The organism is Pseudomonas sp. I8001 (assembly GCF_013385345.1).
GTDB lineage: Bacteria > Pseudomonadota > Gammaproteobacteria > Pseudomonadales > Pseudomonadaceae > Aquipseudomonas.
Window position 1 is genome coordinate 40,995 of sequence record NZ_JACAQC010000059.1, and the last position, 17,318, is coordinate 58,312.

Annotated in this window: 14 protein-coding genes; 8 read left to right on the plus strand and 6 right to left on the minus strand. The window is 60.7% G+C overall.

Annotated elements, in window-relative coordinates; all coding sequences use genetic code 11:
• The first annotated feature begins 1 nt into the window (after position 1).
• Entirely contained in the window at positions 2 to 2,500 is a 2,499-nt protein-coding gene (gene ligD / locus HX839_RS28985) for a DNA ligase D (protein WP_177068073.1), read from the plus strand.
• A gap of 18 nt (positions 2,501 to 2,518) precedes the next feature.
• On the opposite strand, the gene lpxO is transcribed toward ligD, so the two are convergent.
• Both lpxO and HX839_RS28995 read right to left on the minus strand, forming a co-directional pair.
• A complete protein-coding gene (gene lpxO / locus HX839_RS28990) occupies positions 2,519 to 3,418 on the minus strand; it encodes a lipid A hydroxylase LpxO (protein ID WP_008436177.1) in 900 nt (299 codons plus the stop codon).
• Positions 3,419 to 3,680: 262 nt separating this feature from the next.
• Positions 3,681 to 5,021, minus strand: a complete 1,341-nt coding sequence (locus tag HX839_RS28995) for an LPS O-antigen chain length determinant protein WzzB (protein ID WP_087692674.1) — start codon at positions 5,019 to 5,021, stop codon at positions 3,681 to 3,683.
• A gap of 400 nt (positions 5,022 to 5,421) precedes the next feature.
• Between HX839_RS28995 and HX839_RS29000 the strand changes: the two genes are divergently transcribed.
• The 4 genes from HX839_RS29000 to HX839_RS29015 all read left to right on the plus strand — a co-directional run bounded on the left by HX839_RS29000 (position 5,422) and on the right by HX839_RS29015 (position 10,872).
• The gene (locus HX839_RS29000; protein ID WP_087692675.1) at positions 5,422 to 5,808 is read left to right on the plus strand and encodes a TIGR03067 domain-containing protein; all 387 of its coding nucleotides are present in this window, start codon (positions 5,422 to 5,424) and stop codon (positions 5,806 to 5,808) included.
• 541 nt (positions 5,809 to 6,349) lie between these two features.
• Positions 6,350 to 7,588, plus strand: coding sequence for an MFS transporter (locus HX839_RS29005; protein WP_087692676.1), 1,239 nt, complete (start codon positions 6,350 to 6,352; stop codon positions 7,586 to 7,588).
• A gap of 162 nt (positions 7,589 to 7,750) precedes the next feature.
• Positions 7,751 to 9,340, plus strand: coding sequence for an ABC-F family ATPase (locus tag HX839_RS29010; protein WP_008436174.1), 1,590 nt, complete (start codon positions 7,751 to 7,753; stop codon positions 9,338 to 9,340).
• 347 nt (positions 9,341 to 9,687) lie between these two features.
• Positions 9,688 to 10,872, plus strand: a complete 1,185-nt coding sequence (locus HX839_RS29015) for an MFS transporter (protein WP_177068074.1) — start codon at positions 9,688 to 9,690, stop codon at positions 10,870 to 10,872.
• On the opposite strand, the gene HX839_RS29020 is transcribed toward HX839_RS29015, so the two are convergent.
• The gene (locus HX839_RS29020; protein WP_008436172.1) at positions 10,866 to 11,903 is read right to left on the minus strand and encodes a dienelactone hydrolase; all 1,038 of its coding nucleotides are present in this window, start codon (positions 11,901 to 11,903) and stop codon (positions 10,866 to 10,868) included. The two genes, HX839_RS29015 and HX839_RS29020, sit on opposite strands and share 7 nt — an antisense overlap.
• A gap of 227 nt (positions 11,904 to 12,130) precedes the next feature.
• Entirely contained in the window at positions 12,131 to 12,742 is a 612-nt protein-coding gene (locus HX839_RS29025; RefSeq protein WP_003215366.1) for an FMN-dependent NADH-azoreductase, read from the minus strand.
• Positions 12,743 to 12,867: 125 nt separating this feature from the next.
• On the opposite strand from HX839_RS29025, the gene HX839_RS29030 reads away from it, so the two are divergent.
• Both HX839_RS29030 and HX839_RS29035 read left to right on the plus strand, forming a co-directional pair.
• Positions 12,868 to 13,776 (plus strand): LysR substrate-binding domain-containing protein, encoded by a 909-nt coding sequence (locus HX839_RS29030; RefSeq protein ID WP_003215364.1) that lies wholly within the window; start codon positions 12,868 to 12,870, stop codon positions 13,774 to 13,776.
• Positions 13,773 to 14,135, plus strand: coding sequence for an MmcQ/YjbR family DNA-binding protein (locus tag HX839_RS29035; RefSeq protein ID WP_177068075.1), 363 nt, complete (start codon positions 13,773 to 13,775; stop codon positions 14,133 to 14,135). Before HX839_RS29030 ends, HX839_RS29035 begins: the two co-directional genes overlap by 4 nt.
• Here HX839_RS29035 and HX839_RS29040 read toward each other — a convergent pair.
• Positions 14,118 to 14,501, minus strand: coding sequence for a DUF1294 domain-containing protein (locus tag HX839_RS29040; protein WP_003215359.1), 384 nt, complete (start codon positions 14,499 to 14,501; stop codon positions 14,118 to 14,120). The genes HX839_RS29035 and HX839_RS29040 overlap by 18 nt on opposite strands.
• Complete coding sequence (locus HX839_RS29045; protein WP_003215357.1) at positions 14,498 to 15,328, minus strand: undecaprenyl-diphosphate phosphatase; 831 nt, start codon at positions 15,326 to 15,328, stop codon at positions 14,498 to 14,500. Before HX839_RS29045 ends, HX839_RS29040 begins: the two co-directional genes overlap by 4 nt.
• 229 nt (positions 15,329 to 15,557) lie before the next feature.
• Between HX839_RS29045 and HX839_RS29050 the strand changes: the two genes are divergently transcribed.
• Positions 15,558 to 17,192, plus strand: coding sequence for a methyl-accepting chemotaxis protein (locus HX839_RS29050; protein ID WP_177009413.1), 1,635 nt, complete (start codon positions 15,558 to 15,560; stop codon positions 17,190 to 17,192).
• Positions 17,193 to 17,318: the final 126 nt, after the last annotated feature.

Sequence of the window (17,318 nt, forward strand, 5' to 3'; positions counted from 1 at the left end):
CATGGCCAAGCCCCTGAGTGAATACAACGCCAAGCGCGACTTCGATGTGACCGCCGAACCCGCCGGCAGTGCGCCTCGCGCCAGGAACCGGGCGCATGCCCTGTCGTTCGTGATTCAAAAGCACGATGCGCGCAACCTGCATTATGACTTTCGCCTGGAGCTCGACGGCGTCCTCAAAAGCTGGGCGGTGCCCAAGGGCCCAAGCCTCGACCCGAGCCAGAAGCGCCTCGCGGTGCATGTGGAAGATCATCCATTGGGCTACGGCAGTTTCGAGGGCAGCATTCCGGCAGGCCAATACGGCGCTGGCGATGTGATCGTGTGGGATCGCGGCGTGTGGCAGCCCCACGATGACCCGCACAAGGCCTACGCGGCCGGCAAGCTGAAGTTCAGCCTGATCGGCGAAAAACTGGCAGGCGACTGGACGCTGGTGCGCACCCGACTCAAGGGCAGCGGCGACAAGGAGCAATGGTTGTTGATCAAGGAGAACGATCAGCAGGCACGCCCGGTGGCTGACTACGATGTGGTCCAGGCTGAACCGAAAAGCGTGCTGAGCGACGCAACGGTGGGGGCTGCGAAAAAGCCCGCAGCGCCGAAGAAAGCCAGGCGCAAGCCCTCAACCGACCTGCCCGATCAACTCGCGCCACAGCTGGCGACACTGGTGGACCGTGCACCGGAAGGCGATTGGGTGTATGAGATCAAATTCGACGGCTATCGCATCCTCGCGCGGATTCGCGATGGCGAAGTTCGGCTGTTCACCCGCAATGGCCATGACTGGACCGATCGCCTGCCACGCCAGGCCAAGGCCCTGGAAGCCCTGAAGCTCAAGGACAGTTGGCTTGACGGTGAGGTGGTCAGCCTGAACGCCGACGGGCTGCCGGATTTCCAGGCGCTGCAGAACGCTTTTGATATCGGCCGCAGCCTGGACATTGTCTATTACCTGTTCGATGCGCCGTTCCTGGACGGCCGCGACCAGCGCGAAGCCGCTGTCGAAGAGCGCCGCACCGCACTGAAGGACGCGGTTAGCCGCAGCAAGAGCAAGCTGCTGCGCTTCTCCGAGTCCTTTGCTGCCAACCAGCGGGATATCTTCGAGAGTGCCTGCGACCTGGCGCTGGAGGGCGTGATCGGCAAACGTGCCGGCAGCCCGTACGTTTCCAGGCGCAGCCCGGACTGGATCAAGCTCAAGTGCCGGCTGCGCCAGGAATTCGTGATCGTAGGGTTCACTCGCCCGCAAGGTTCGCGCAGCGGGTTTGGCGCGCTGTTGCTGGCGGTCAATGATGACAGCGGCCTGGTGTATGCCGGGCGCGTAGGTACCGGATTCGATCAGGCCGCGCTGAAAAAGATCAGTGCACAGTTGAAGGCGCTGGAACGCCAGACTTCACCGCTGGCCAAGCCCCTGACCAGTGCCCAGGCACGCGGCGTGCACTGGGTCGAGCCGCAGCTGGTGGGCGAAGTGCAATTTGCCGAATGGACCCGCGAAGGTGTGGTGCGCCAGGCGGCGTTTGTCGGGCTGCGCACCGACAAGCCGGCGGAGCAGATTGTGCATGAGCAGCCGCGGACGGCCAAATCGCTGAAGGAAAAACCCCGCAAAAAGACGGCGGGCACCGGCGCCGTGGCTGGGGTCAGGATTACCCATCCGGACCGAGTCATCGATGCCCAGAGCGCTACACAGAAACTGCAACTGGCACAGTTCTATGAGGGCATCAGCGAATGGCTCCTGCCCTTTCTGCGCAACCGGCCGGTGTCCTTGCTCAGGGCACCGGAAGGCATTGCCGGCGAACAGTTTTTCCAGAAGCACTCCGAGCGCCTGGCGATCCCGAATATCAAGCAACTGGACCAGGCCCTGGATCCGGGCCATGCGCGGCTGATGGAAATCGACAGCCCGGCCGCGCTCATCGGTGCCGTGCAGATGGGTACCGTCGAGTTGCATACCTGGGGCGCTACCGCTGACAAGATTGAAACCCCGGACCTGTTTGTGCTCGACCTCGACCCGGACCCGGCACTGCCGTGGAAAAGCATGCTTGAAGCGGCGCAACTGACCTTGTCGGTACTCGATGAACTGGGGCTTGAAGCGTTCGTCAAGACCAGCGGCGGCAAAGGCCTGCACCTGGTGGTGCCGCTGGCGCGCCGCGACGGCTGGGACTCGGTAAAAGCCTTCGCCAAGGCCATCGCCCAGTTCATGACGCTGCAGTTGCCTGAACGCTTTACCGCGACTTCGGGCCCGAAGAATCGCGTGGGCAAGATCTTCATCGACTACCTGCGCAACGCCCGGGGCGCCAGCACGGTAGCCGCCTACTCGGTGCGGGCGCGGCCCGGCCTGCCGGTATCGGTACCGGTGAGTCGTGATGAGTTCAAGAGTTTGCACAGCGCCCAACAATGGACGGTGGCTAACCTGCACGAGCGTTTGCAGGGTTTGAAGAAGGACCCGTGGGCGGGTTATGCCAATCGGCAGAAGATCAGCAAGAAGATGTGGGAGAAGCTGGGGGCGCATCCGCCAGGCTGATGCGCTCCGCTGCCCGGTTCAGATGAGGATGAAGATCGCGGCCAGGCCGGCAAAGATCGCCCATTTTTCCAGGTAGTAACGGGTGCGGTTGCGTTTCTTCAACTCCTTGCCCCGCAGGCGAATCTTGTACAGGCGGGTAAACGCACGGTTCAGGCCGCCGGTCTTGTCACCGGCATCGTTGGGCGAACCGGCCGCAGCCATCACGTTGCGGCTGAACCAACGGTTGAACGCGGCCGCCCAGCGGTACTTCATCGGGCGTTCGATATCGCAGAACAGAATGATCCGGTTCTGCTCGGTGGTGTTTTCGGCGTAGTGGATGAAGGTCTCGTCAAACATCACCGGCTCACCATCGCGCCAGTAGTAGTTTTCACCGTCCACGTTGATGTAGCAGCCCGGAGAGTTGGGCGTGTCCAGGCCCAGGTGGTAACGGTAGGAACCGGCATACGGGTCACGATGGCGTACCAGCTTTGAGCCCGGTGGCAGCTCGGCAAACATCGCGGCCTTGATCGAGCCGATGCTTTGCACCAGCTCGGTGGTGCGCGGGCACAGCTTCATCGCCGAAGGATGGCTGTCGCCGTACCACTTCAAATAGAAACGCTTCCAGCCCGACTTGAAGAACGAATTGAAACCCACGTCATTGTACTGGTCGGAGCGCTTGATCTCGCCTGCGCGCAGCAGGTTCTGGCCTTCCTCGCGGATCTCTTGCCAATGCTCCTGAAGCGGGCTCAGGTCGGGAAAGTCGCTGGGGGACAGGTACGGTCGGCTGGGTAGTTTGGAAAAGAGGTAGAGAAAGCAGTTCACCGGAGCCAGGAAGGTCGAGTGATCACTGAGCTGGCGCCCCAGCTTGTGGCGCACCCGGCCACGCAGGTGGACATACGCAATAGAGGCAACGTAGAGAGCAACAATGATGAGTTTCAAGGTATTCGTCACAAGTCAGAAGAGAACAGGCTGCTCCTGCGTGCCCACAACGGCCGAGGATTGAAGATGCAGCACCTGAAATCACAATTCACAAAACCGGCAACACGAACGGCTGGGTGACAATCCGGTCGTGGCCATTGGCAGCTATTTTAGCCACACTTTGTAACCAAAGGTTAATCAAGATTTGTGAAAAGGTGTCCAGTGAGTGTGCCAGGAACAGCAGCAGCGGGCTTGCCGGGCGGCCTGCCCGCTGCTGAAGGCGTCAGCTTTTCGGTTCGTCATCCTTGCGTGTACGCAGAGAAAGCCGATATTCATCCAACTCCGAGTAGGGCACGGCTTCGCGTCGTGCCAGCAGATGGCGGCCCAGCGCAATCAGTACACCCACGGTCAACCCTGCCAGCAGGCTCAGTATCATAACCAGGGCTTTCTTGGGCTTGATCGGGCTCAGCGGCTCTTGGGCACGACGGTCAATGGTTACCAGCTTGAGGCCACTCATGTCGATATTGAGGCCTCGCAAACGCGCGACTTCCGCTCGTAACGGTTCAACATCCTGCAAGAAAATGTCTTCATTCCCGCGATTTTTCAGCACCTCCACTTCACGGTTGACCTCCAGCATCTGCAACTCTTTGCCAATCTGTGCAATGCGGCTGTTGGTAAAGTCGTCGCTGGTACGCGCCTGCAACGCGGCACGTTCCGCCTCAAGCGCCTCTGTACCGAGGAAGTACAGCGGGATTTTCTGGTTGTTGACCTCGGTGCGCATTACTTGATTCGAGCCGCTACGCGAGGCATCTGCCATGGACGAAGGAGTGGTCGGGGTCTTGATGCCCATCGACTTGGCGATGGAAATGGCCTCCGCCAGCTCTGCCAGCCGGTCCGTGCGCTCCATTTTCATCTGTAAGCGCAGGGCACCCAGTTCGTCCTCCAGCTTGGCCCGTTTGAGCCTGTCGGCTTCAAGCAGCTTGGCAATCTTCGATTCCTTATCGGTTTCGTAATTGGAGCGCGCCGCGTCGATTTTGCCCTTGAGTTCGTTCAAGCGGTTATTGACGATCACTTTAAGGTCAGCACCGACCTGGGCACGTTCCGAATCAATTGCGTAGTCTACAAAGCCGTTGAGAATCGCTACCCCGTCGATGTCTGCCGGGTATTCCAGCTCAAGCTTGATATAGCTGCTCAGGGAGTCGGACTTCTTGGGATCGGGCAGGCTCAGGTTGATGGAGTTTCGATTGAATTCTTCGAAACTCTGCTCGAGGCTTTGCCCGGTTTTCTGGAACGCCTTGAACAGGTCCTCATGGGACTTGAAAAACCCCAGGCGCGCTTCGTATGAGTCCAGTTGCGCCCCCACTTTGTTCAGGGCGTCGGCCGGCGGCAACTTATAGACTTCGGAGCGGTTCAGAGCATCCAGCTCATTGATGGCAGCCGGGCGCAGCACACTGCTGACCTGATACTCCCGCGGGGCCAGAAAAGCGTAGCCCGCCCCCAGCACCCCCGCCAGAATCGTACACCCCAGCACCAACTTCTTTTGCCGCCAGATACCATGACACAGTTCAAACAGATCAATTTCGTCCGATGCCGCATGAGCGTGGAGCCGAGGAGTTTTATTCAAAACTGATGCACCTTAAAAAGTCGACAGTCAGCGGTCACACATATTCATCAAATACTGAATGGCCGCTTGAAAATCAGGGACAACGCCCTGTACACAAGACACGAACGGTCTACCGATGGTCATCGGACCACCTCGGTCATGGAAAAATCCCACATCACCGTAGATTGTTTTCGTTCAGATTACGCAGGAGCCCCTACCCTGGTGCTGAGCGTAGACGAACTTGTAAAGAACCGTTTCCGAATCAACGCACAAAATGGCGCTAAATACCCGTGAATACTGGGAAAATTCGTACGCAACAATGAGAAACCAGACAATTCTCACAAAATCGATTCAGCTTATCCGTCAGGCATCTACACACCAAGGTATTGACTGCTCGTTTTTTAACCAAAAAGGAATTTATATGACACCTGCTTCAAATGCGGATTTCCAGGCGCTCCAGGGGGCATGGGAACAAACGGCACTGGAAGACAATGGCGCGCTCAATCCCACGGATGAACACAGCGCGCCAGGCGCGATCACGACAATCTCGGGCGATCAATTCCAGGTGGTGACGGTCGACGGCGAGGTTTTACTGGCAGGCAGCTTCACGCTCGATGCCAGCACGGCACCCAAAAGCATTACCTGGGTTGACTCGATGGGAGAGGATGCCGGCAAACAGTTACCCGCGAGTTACCGGCTGGAAGGTGATCACTTCGTGTTTATTGCGGCAGATGAAGGCATGCCCCGCCCTACCCGCTTCAGTACCGGCCCAGGGCAAACCATGCGCACGTTCGTGCGCAAACCCTGACACGGAGATACATCCGTTCCTGCGACATGGTTTTCACATGGCCTTCACGTGTTGACCTATAGGGTGAAGGCTACCTACTCCAGTGAACACCTTGGCCCGTCTACCCCACGGGCCTTTTTTTGCCTGCACGGCAGCCATTCAGCACGGGCGCTTGATGGCGGTGAGGGTGTAGCACGGGGCAGTTGAGCGGGCTGGTTTTGATACCTGGGCTGACAGCATGTCCATTGCGTCTCCAATATGTTCCGGTCATTGCGACAAAAGAAGTCCGCCCTACACCGAAAGCCTCGCCATCCTTGAACCGGTAAAGAGCCTTCACTGTAGGGCGAACGGACGGAAAATAAGCCAGGCTTATTGGATGTTCAACTGTTAACAATAAAAAGCCCTGAAAAAGCCTCGATCAGCGCTATTTTTCGATGCAAATGGCTCCACTTTGTAAATGTTTTTGCTTGTATTGCCATACGAGTGCAACGCCGCCTTCAGAAACTATACCTTCACGCCATGGGTCACTACTGCTACCGACCTCTTGCCTGAAGACCGTGCCATGGCCACTCGCTCTGACCTGCGCAACACCCTGTCCCTGGACAGCCTGAACTTCTTCCTGGCGGACGTGCGTGACGGACTGGGGCCGTACCTGGCGATTTATCTGCTGGCCGTGCACCACTGGGACCCCGCCAGCATCGGCGTCGTCATGACCCTGGCCGGCATCGCGGCCCTGCTCACCCAGACGCCGGCCGGCGCATTGATTGACCGAACCCGCAGCAAACGGGCAGTGATCGTGATCGCCGCGCTGCTGGTGACTGCCAGTTGCCTGCTCCTGCCCTTCGTCAGCTCCTTCAGCCTGGTGGCGCTGACCCAGGCGGCCAGTGCAGCGGCGGCCTCGGTGTTTGCGCCGGCCATCTCGGCGATTTCCCTCGGGATCACCGGGCCGCGCGCTTTTACCCGGCGCACCGGCCGCAATGAAACCTTCAACCACGCCGGCAACGCGGTGGCGGCCCTGCTCGCTGGTGGGTTCGCCTACCTGTTCGGCCCGGTGGCGGTGTTCTATCTGATGGCAGTCATGGCTGCGGCGAGTGTCATCGCGGTCAGCTGCGTGTCAGCCCAGGCAATCGACCACGAAGTCGCACGGGGTTTCGACCCTGCGCATGGCACCGGCCATGAACAACCGTCGGGGCTGGCCGTGCTTCTGGCGAACAGGCCCTTGATGCTGTTTGCCATCTGCTGCGCGCTGTTTCACCTGGCCAATGCGGCCATGCTGCCGCTGGTCAGCCAGAAGCTGTCGCAGATCAACCTGCAGATGGCCACGCCGCTGACCTCGGCCTGCATCGTCGCGGCCCAGTTGGTGATGGTGCCGGTGGCCTGGCTGGTGGGCGTGAAGGCCGACGTGTGGGGGCGCAAGCCGTTGCTGCTCGCCGGTTTCATGATCCTGCCGCTGCGGGGCGTGTTGTATACGCTGTCCAGTGATCCTTATTGGCTGGTGGCAGTGCAGATGCTTGACGGGGTCGGCGCCGGGGTGTTCGGCGCGCTGTTTCCGGTGATAGTCAAAGACCTCACCCAGGGCACCGGACGCTTCAATGTCAGCCTGGGCGCGCTGTCCACGGCATTCGGCCTCGGGGCGGCCTTGAGCAGCAGCCTGGCAGGTTTTGTCGTGCAGTGGGCGGGTTACAACGCCGCGTTCCTGACCCTGGCCGGCGTGGCGGCCGTCGCATTGGGGCTGGTGTGGGTGGCAATGCCGGAGACTCGGGCGAATCCATCCGTGCAGCGCCATACAACTCCCGCCTGACATATGCGACAATGCGCGCCAAATTCCAACATGCACCCATTTTTCTGCTCAGCGACTGGGCCCCAAGCCTTGATGTCGCTGCCGACGTATGCCCGTTGGCCTGGGCCACAAAATGGGCCCGGCTCAAATTAGCGCACTCCAAGCTATTGATAGGTAAAGTAATTGATCTCCACAGCTAACATCACCATGCAGTTCGGCGCCAAGCCGCTATTTGAGAACGTTTCGGTCAAGTTCGGCGCAGGCAACCGTTATGGCCTGATCGGTGCCAACGGTTGCGGCAAGTCGACTTTCATGAAAATCCTCGGTGGCGACCTCGACCCGTCGGGCGGCCAGGTCATGCTGGAGCCGAACGTGCGCCTGGGTAAACTGCGCCAGGACCAGTTCGCCTACGAGGAATTCACCGTACTCGACACCGTGATCATGGGTCACGAAGAGCTGTGGAAGGTCAAGGCCGAGCGCGACCGCATCTACTCGCTGCCGGAAATGACCGAAGACGACGGCATGGCCGTGGCCGAGCTGGAAACCGACTTCGCCGAGATGGACGGCTACACCGCCGAATCCCGCGCCGGTGAGTTGCTGCTGGGCCTGGGTATCGGCATCGAGCAGCACAACGGCCCGATGAGTGAAGTGTCACCAGGCTGGAAGCTGCGTGTATTGCTGGCCCAGGCGCTGTTTTCCGACCCGGAAGTGTTGCTGCTCGACGAGCCAACCAACCACCTGGACATCAACACCATCCGCTGGCTGGAAAACATCCTGACCCAGCGTAACAGCCTGATGATCATCATCTCTCACGACCGTCACTTCCTGAACAGCGTCTGCACCCACATGGCCGACCTGGACTACGGCGAGCTGCGCCTGTTCCCGGGCAACTACGACGAATACATGACCGTGGCGACCCAGTCCCGCGAGCAGTTGCTGTCGGACAACGCCAAGAAGAAAGCACAGATCTCCGAGCTGCAATCCTTCGTCAGCCGCTTCTCGGCCAACGCCTCGAAAGCCAAGCAGGCCACTTCCCGTGCCAAGGCGATCGACAAGATCCAGCTGGCCGAAGTCAAGCCATCGAGCCGCGTCAGCCCGTTCATCCGCTTCGACCAGACCAAGAAGCTGCACCGCCAGGCGGTCATCGTCGATCGCATGGCCAAGGGCTTTGACGGCAAGACGCTGTTCAAGGACTTCAGCTTCCAGGTTGAAGCCGGCGAGCGCGTGGCGATCATTGGCCCGAACGGTATCGGCAAGACCACCCTGTTGCGTACCCTGGTCAACGAACTGACCCCGGATGCCGGTACGGTCAAGTGGACCGACGCGGCTGAACTGGGCTATTACGCCCAGGACCATGCTTCGGACTTCGAAGACGAGTCCAACCTGTTCGACTGGATGGGCCGCTGGACCAAGGAAGGCGAGCAAGTGGTTCGCGGTACCCTGGGCCGCATGCTGTTCTCCAACGACGAGATCCTGAAGTCGGTGAAGGTGATTTCCGGTGGCGAGCAAGGTCGCATGCTGTTCGGCAAGCTGATCCTGCAAAAGCCGAACGTGCTGATCATGGACGAGCCGACCAACCACTTGGACATGGAGTCCATCGAGGCGCTGAACCTGGCGTTGGAGAACTACCCGGGTACGCTGATCTTTGTCAGCCATGACCGGGAGTTTGTGTCGTCCCTGGCCACCCGCATCATCGAGCTGAGCCCGAGTGGGGTGATCGACTTCAGCGGGACTTATGACGATTACCTGCGTAGTCAGGGTGTGGTTTTCTAAGAGCCGCCGGTAGTTTGAAATGCGAAAGCCCCGTCCAGTGTGATGGGGCTTTTTTTTGGGATATGGCTCTGCTTTTCTGTGGGAGCCGTCGAGCTTTAGCGAGGCCGCGATAGCGGTGTGCCAGGCAACATCTTTATTGACCATGCCGCCGCCTTCGCAGCCTCGCTAAAGCTCGACAGCTCCCACACTTTACCGCGTCCGCTTTAGTCGTCCCGGGCCAGGGAGGCCCCATGGATCCAAAGCCGGATAGGCACGGGCCGCAATATCATCAAATATAGTTAGCCTGCTTCCTTTTACCCCAAGCCCTTGCCATGATGCCCTCACCGCCCGCCCGCGAACGAGTCCCCATGCCTGCCACACAGCCCGCCGCCCCCAGCTCCTTGTCGATCACCCTGCAGATCGTCTCCATCGTTTTCTACACGTTTATCGCGTTTATCTGTATCGGCCTGCCGATTGCCGTCATCCCCGGCTATGTCCACGGTGAGCTGGGTTTCAGCGCGGTGGTCGCCGGGATAACCATCGGCTCGCAATACCTGGCCACGCTGCTCAGCCGCCCCATGGCGGGGCGCATGTCGGACAACGTCGGCACCAAGCGCGCTATCGTGCTGGGCCTGAGCGGGATTCTGCTGAGCGGGGTGCTGACGTTCATCGCCACGCTGGTGCAAAGCCTGCCGTTGCTGAGCCTCGGCATATTGATTGTCGGCCGGCTGTTACTCGGCGTCGCGCAGGGCCTGATCGGCGTCGGCACCATCAGTTGGTGCATGGGCGCGGTCGGTGCCGAACATACGGCACGATCGATCTCGTGGAACGGCATCGCCTCTTACGGTGCGATTGCCATTGGTGCCCCACTTGGGGTGGTGATGGTTGCCGACTACGGCTACACCAGCCTCGGAATCGCCCTCACGGTGCTTTCCGCCCTGGGCCTGTTGCTGATCCGCAATAAACCTTCAGTGCCCGTAGTACGCGGCGAGCGGCTGCCATTCTGGGCCGTATTCGGACGCATTGCGCCGTTTGGCGCCAGCCTGTGCCTGGCGTCGATTGGCTACGGCACCCTCACCACCTTTATCACCCTCTACTACCTGAGCCGTGGCTGGACCGGCGCCGCCTGGTGCCTGACGGTATTTGGCGTGTGTTTCATCCTGTCACGGCTGGTGTTTATCTCTGCCATCAACCGCTTCGGCGGCTTCACCGCGGCGATTGCCTGCATGACCATCGAAACCCTGGGCCTGACGCTGCTGTGGCTGGCACCGTCCACCGGCGTGGCCTTGATCGGCGCCGGGCTGACCGGCTTTGGTTTGTCGCTGGTGTACCCGGCGCTGGGCGTGGAGGCGATCAAGCAGGTGCCCAACAGCAGCCGGGGCGCCGGGTTGAGTGCATATGCGGTGTTTTTTGACCTGGCGCTGGCCATTGCCGGGCCGGTGATGGGTGCGGTGGCGCTGAACCTGGGCTACTCGTGGATCTTCTTCTGCGCCGCCCTGCTCTCGGTCACCGGCCTGGGCCTGACGTTGCTGCTCAAGCGCCGCGCTTACTGATCAGCCGTCTGCAAGCCCGCCCGGGTGGATTGCCCAAGGGTGTGATTAAAGAACCGCCCGGCCTCGGAAATCAGGTCGCGGTGGATGCTTTCACGGTCAACCCCGTCGGCATCGGTGCACATGGCGGGCATCGCGGCCAGTTGGCTCTCGTCGCAAGGCGCCATGAACACAAAGTGCCCTGCCCCGGCCAGCAGCTTGAAGTCCGGCGGCTCCGGCAGTTTGCGCGCCAGGGCCTCGGCGTTCTTGTCCACGGCCACCAGCTTGTCGCCGTCGCCGCTGTAGAGCAGCACCGGTACATGCACGTCCGCCAGGGTGTGGCGGCCAAACATCAGGCTCAACGGCGCCATCAACATCAAGGCATGGATACGCGGGTCGGCCTGCGGTTGCAGGTCGTCGCGGTCGACGATCAACTCGCCCTTGGTGGTGCAGGCGTCGCGATCTTCCGGGCGCTGCTGGCAGTAGCGGCGCAGGCGGTCGAGGTCCGGCTTGGCGCCGGCGAGGATCAGCGCGGTTTCGCCACCGGCCGAATAACCGATGACGCCTACCTGGTCGACGTTGACGAATGGCGACAGCATCGGGTCGCCGAGGGTGGCGGTGATCGCTTCGGAAATCTGGATCGGGCGCCCGTACAGGTTGCTCAAGGTGCCCAGCCGGCTGTGATCCTTGTAGTTGTCGCCAGGGTGCAGCACCGCCACCACCACAAACCCCTTGCGCGCCAGGGAGGTGGCGAGGTCGTGCAGGGCCAGGGGCGTGCCGGTATTGCCGTGGGACAGCATCAGCATCGGAAAGCGACCGATGGCGATTTTCGAGTCTTCAGTGGCGGCGATGTGATAAGCGCCCACCTGAGTGGTGTGTTCCAGGCCGGTGGACGGGTAGAACGCGACGGCTTTCATCGGCTGCAGATCCAGCGGGTCGAGAAAGGTCATGCGGTGGAAGCCCACACTCCAATGGGGGTGCGGCGCGGGCGCGGCTTGCACTGAAATCAGGCCGCCGAGCAGGGAGAGAACCAAGACTGCACAAAGACGCATCATGGGGATGTCCACCTTTGTTGCGTAAGCCCGCGTAGCTGTTGAAGTATCCATGGTTCAGGCGCTCGGACTGGCAGGGTTTACCCATGCGTGCATAACCTGGGCCAAAGTAGTGACAGCGGGTAAACGAAAAAACTCCGTACTCCGATCGCTTTTCAGGCGAGCAGAATACAGAGTTTAGGCGCCTCGAATCAGATTGATATCGAGGAACAGCAAAATTTACACAAGTCTTACGCTGCGGCAAACAATTGTTCGTTGATCACTGCGTTGGCGTCGCTGATCGCCTTGCTGCGCACTTCATCGCCATAGCCCAGGCCGTGGGCGCGGACGATTTCGATGTCGGTGATGCCGAGGAAGCCCAGCAGTACTTTCAGGTAGTCTTCGTGAGCCACACCGGTAGGCTGGCCAACGTGCAGGCCGCCGGAGGTCGACACGATGATGACTTTCTTGCCACCGGCCAGGCCTTCAGGACCGTTTTCGGTGTAGCGGAATGTCTGGCCGGCGACGGCGATACGGTCGATCCAGGCCTTGAGTTGGGTCGGGATGGTGAAGTTGTACATCGGCGCAGCCAGGACGATGGCGTCGGCCGCGAGGAATTCGGCGAGGGTGTTGGCGCTCAGCTCGGCTTCATGTTTCTGTACGGCATCACGCAGCTCGGCAGCGGTGCCCAGTGCACCCAGGGTCACGCCGGAAAAGTGGTTGATGCCTTCGCTGGCCAGGTCACGGTAGGTCACTTCAACGCCTGGCTCGGCCGCCTGCCAGGTCTTGACGACACCTGCGCTCAACTGACGGGAAACCGAGTTGTCGCCGAGGATGCTGGAATCGATATGCAACAGTTTCATGGTTAATCTCCAAGTAAGCATCGCCAAGGGCGACGGAATGGAAATAAGCCTACAGATGAAACCAATCAGCGATTAGTTAGGCAATATGCGATTATTCGTCCCACTGACAGGACAATAGGCCGACCATGCAAGATTTGAATGACCTCTACTACTTCGCCAAGGTGGTGGAAGCCGGCGGTTTCGCCGCTGCCGGGCGACTGCTGGGGATTCCCAAGTCGCGGCTGTCGCGGCGCATTGCCGAGCTGGAAGAACGCCTCGGCGCCCGCTTGCTGCAACGTACCACCCGCCAACTGACCCTCACCGCCGTGGGTGAACGCTACCTGCGCCACTGCCAGGCAATGCTGCTGGAGGCGGAAATGGCCGACGAGGCAGTGGCCAGCATGTCCAGCGAACCCCGCGGTCGGCTGCGGGTCAGCAGCCCCGTGGGCCTGGCTCACCAATTCCTGCAGACCGTGGTGGCGGAGTTTCTCACCGCCAACCCGCTGGTGCAGTTGGAGATGAATCTGGTCAACCGCCGCGTCGACCTGGTGGCCGAAGGCATTGATGTGGCCTTGCGCGTGCGCGAGCTTGGGGATGAAGACCCGCTGCTGGTGACCAAGCGCCTGCGCCAGGCCCAGACCGCGATTGTCGCCAGCCCCGACTTTGTGCGTGAGCGGCAGATCGACACCCTGGAAGACCTCAAGCAACTGCCGGTGCTGGGCGCCCTGGAAGCAGACCGCATGGTGCACTTCCGCATGCTCAGCCCGGAGGGCAGCAGCCACGACCTGGTGATGGAAGCGCGGCTGGGGATCGATGATTTCCTGGTACGCAAGGCCTGCGCCCTCGCCGGCCTGGGGTTTACCGTGCTGCCGATGATGTATTGCGAGGAGGAATTGGCCAACGGCCAATTGGTGCAGCTCTTGCCGCAATGGTCATTGCCGGGTGGCTGGTTGCAGGCGGTGTACCCACATCGGCGCGGCGTGTTGCCGGCCGTGCGGGCCTGGATCGACCACCTGGATAACGCCTTCAAAGGTTGCGGAGACCGTTTGCTATGAGAATGACCGAAGAACAAGTCGCCACGTTTTGCCTGGGTTTGCCCGGCGCGCGGGAAGATTACAAATGGGGCGGCGTGCGGGTGTTTTCGATTGCCGGCAACAAGATGTTTGCCTTGCAGAACCTGCGGGGCGACTCGCTGGCGTTCAAGGTCGACAAGGAGCTGTTCCTGGGCCATGTGGATCGCCCCGGCATCCACCCGGCGCCGTACCTGGCGCGGGCGCAGTGGATCATCATGGAAACGCCCTACCCGCTGGGCGCCGAGGAACTGCGTGGCCTGTTGCAGCGTTCCCACCAGTTGGTGGTGAGCAAGCTGCCCAAGCGCACGCAGGTCGGCTTGTTGCTAGAAAATCGAGAGTAGCGTGCCACCCAGGAACAGCTGATCAATCCAGAACACCTGGTGCAGCAACACGATCAGCCAGAACACCACCTGATAAGACACCTTGCGCGTCTTGTGGCGGAACACCTGCTGGGCAATCAACGCCCCCGGCCAACCGCCTGCCAGCTCCACCGCGTGCAGGACGTTTTCAGGGGTGCGCCAGCTGTCTTCCCGCGCCTTGCGCTTGTCGCTCCAGTACAGCAGGAACGCCACCACGCTGACCACGCCATAGGCCACCAGCGGGATCAGCGAAACCCCGCGGTACCCCAGCAGCGCCGCACCAAACAGCGGCGCGGCGCACAACAGTGCAAACACCAACGCCTTGAAGCGCGGATGCTGGATGATCATGGCTTGACGGCCGACCAGTCGATCCAGCCGAACTGCCAGGTGGCCAGGATCACCAGGCCGAAGGCGATCCGGTACCAGGCGAACGCCGCGTAGCTGTGGCTGGCGATGAACTTGAGCAGCGCCTTGACCGCGATCATCGCGAAGATGAACGAGGTGACAAAGCCGATGGCAAACACCGGCAGGTCATCCGGCTGGAACAGGTGACGGTACTTGTAGCCCGAATACACCGCTGCGCCGACCATAGTCGGCATCGCCAGGAAGAACGAGAACTCGGTGGCGGTCTTGCGTGACAGGCCGAACAACAGACCGCCAATGATGGTAGCGCCCGAGCGCGAGGTGCCCGGGATCATGGCCAGGCACTGGGCGAAGCCGACTTTGATCGCGTCCTTCCAGGTGATGTCGTCGACGGTTTCGGCGTGCACTTCATGCTGGCGGCGCTCGGCCCACAACATGATGACGCCGCCCACCACCAACGCCGCCGCAACGGTGATCGGGTTGAACAGGTAGTGTTTGATCAGGTCGGCGAAAATCACCCCCAGCACCACCGCCGGCAATACGGCAATGATCAGGTTGACGGTGAAACGCTGGGCATTGCGCTGGGTCGGCAAGCCAATGACCACGTCGAGGATCTTGCGTCGAAACTCCCACACCACCGCCAGGATCGCGCCCAGCTGGATGATGATATTGAACGCTTCAAAGCGTTCGCCACCGAAGTTGATCAAGTCGGCCACGATAATCTGGTGCCCGGTACTGGAGATCGGCAAAAACTCCGTCAGCCCCTCTACAACGCCGAGTATCAGTGCCTGTACGGCGGTCCAAAGATCCATCGATTCCCCCAAAGGTCATGCCCACGGCATGCCTCGTTGATATTTTTTAGACGTTCACTAACGAAGAGTGCGCTGCAAGCACAGCGCAAATAATCAAGGCCGAACTGCGAAAATTCCGTGAAAAATCAGGCAGGACTCAGGTTTTTTGATTCTGGGCCGAAAGCCTATCAGACAAGCCGGAAATGTCGATGCAGCACCCAAAATTATAAGAACACGGAGTGACAGGACCATGAACAGTTTGCGCAATATGTCTATCAGCCGGCGCCTCTGGCTGATCCTGATCGTCGCCGTGCTGATGCTGCTAACCCTCGGCCTGCTTATGCTCAAGCAGATTCATGGCGACCTGTACCAGGCCAAGAGTGAGCAGACCCAGCGCGTGGTGCAAACCGCCAGCGGGATCCTGACTTATTATCACAGCCTCGAAACCAGCGGCGTCCTGAGCCGTGAAGCGGCGCAGAAGCAAGCCTTGAGCGCAGTACGTGGCTTGCGCTACGGAAAGGACGACTACTTCTGGATCAACGACCTCACGCCCGTGATGATCATGCACGCGGCCAACCCCAAGCTCGACGGCCAGAACCTGTCGGCCATCCGTGACCCGGACGGCTTTGCAGTGTTCAACGAGTTCGTGATCCTGGCCAAGGCCAAGGGCGCGGGGATGGTGAATTACCGCTGGCCCAAACCCGGCGCCGATGCGCCGGTGGCCAAGACCTCCTATATACAGCTGTTCGAACCCTGGGGCTGGATCATCGGTTCCGGCGTGTATGTCGATGACGTGCAAGGCGAGTTCCGCGGCCAGGTGTGGAAAGCCTCGGTGGTTGGCCTGGTGATCGCGCTGATCATGGCCCTGCTGGTGGTGCTGATCGCCCGCAGCATCGTGCGCCCGTTGCAGCAGGCAGTGAATGCGATGGCCAATATCGCCAGTGGCGAAAGCGACCTGACCCGCACCCTCGACACCCATGGCCAGGATGAAGTCACTCAATTGTCGCGGCACTTCAACAGCTTTACCGCCAAGCTGCGGCAGGTGGTAGGCCAGTTGCAGACCTGCGCCAACGCCTTGGGCCAGTCGTCCACCGAGCTGGGCAGCAACGCCAGCGATGCCCATGACCGCAGCCAACAGCAATCGCAGCAGATGGAACTGGTGGCGACGGCGATCAATGAAGTCACCTATGGCGTACAGGACGTGGCCAAAAATGCCGAGCATGCCGCCAGCGAAATGCGCGATGCCCAGGTGCAGGCCGAACAGGGCCAGCTCAATATCGATGGCAGCCTGCAACGGATCGACCAGCTCTCCGGCACCATCAGCCAGGCCGTGGAGGTGATCCGGACGCTGTCGACTGAAAGCACGCAGATTGGCGGCGTGCTGGAAGTGATCCGCTCGATTGCGGACCAGACCAACTTGCTGGCCCTCAACGCCGCCATCGAAGCGGCCCGCGCCGGGGAGCAAGGCCGTGGTTTTGCGGTGGTGGCCGACGAAGTACGGCTGCTGGCCCAGCGCACGCAAAAATCCACGGCAGAGATCCAGGCGATGATCGAGCGCCTGCAAGGCCATTCGGAGGCAGCGGTCAAGGTCATCAGTGACAGCCACCAGGCCTCGCAACTGACCATCGAACAAGCAGGCCAGGCGGGAGCGAGCCTGACTGCCATCGGCCAGGCGCTGCGTAATCTCAACGGGCTGAACGCCTCGATTGCCAGTGCCACGTTGCAGCAGGCGCATGTGGTGGAAGACATCAACCAGAACGTCACCCAGGCAGCCGGCTTGTCCCACAGCACCGCGCTGGCGGCGCAGCAGTCCAGCGTCGCGAGCGCGCACTTGAAAGGCCTGAGCGAACAACTCGACAGCCTTCTGCGCCAATTCAAGGTCTGACGCCGATGATCGTTCCCACGCTCTGCGTGGGAACGCATCCTGTGACGCTCTGCGTCACCGTTGCGCAGAGCCGGGACGCGGAGCGTCCGGAACTGCATTCCCACGCAGAGCGTGGGAACGATCTAT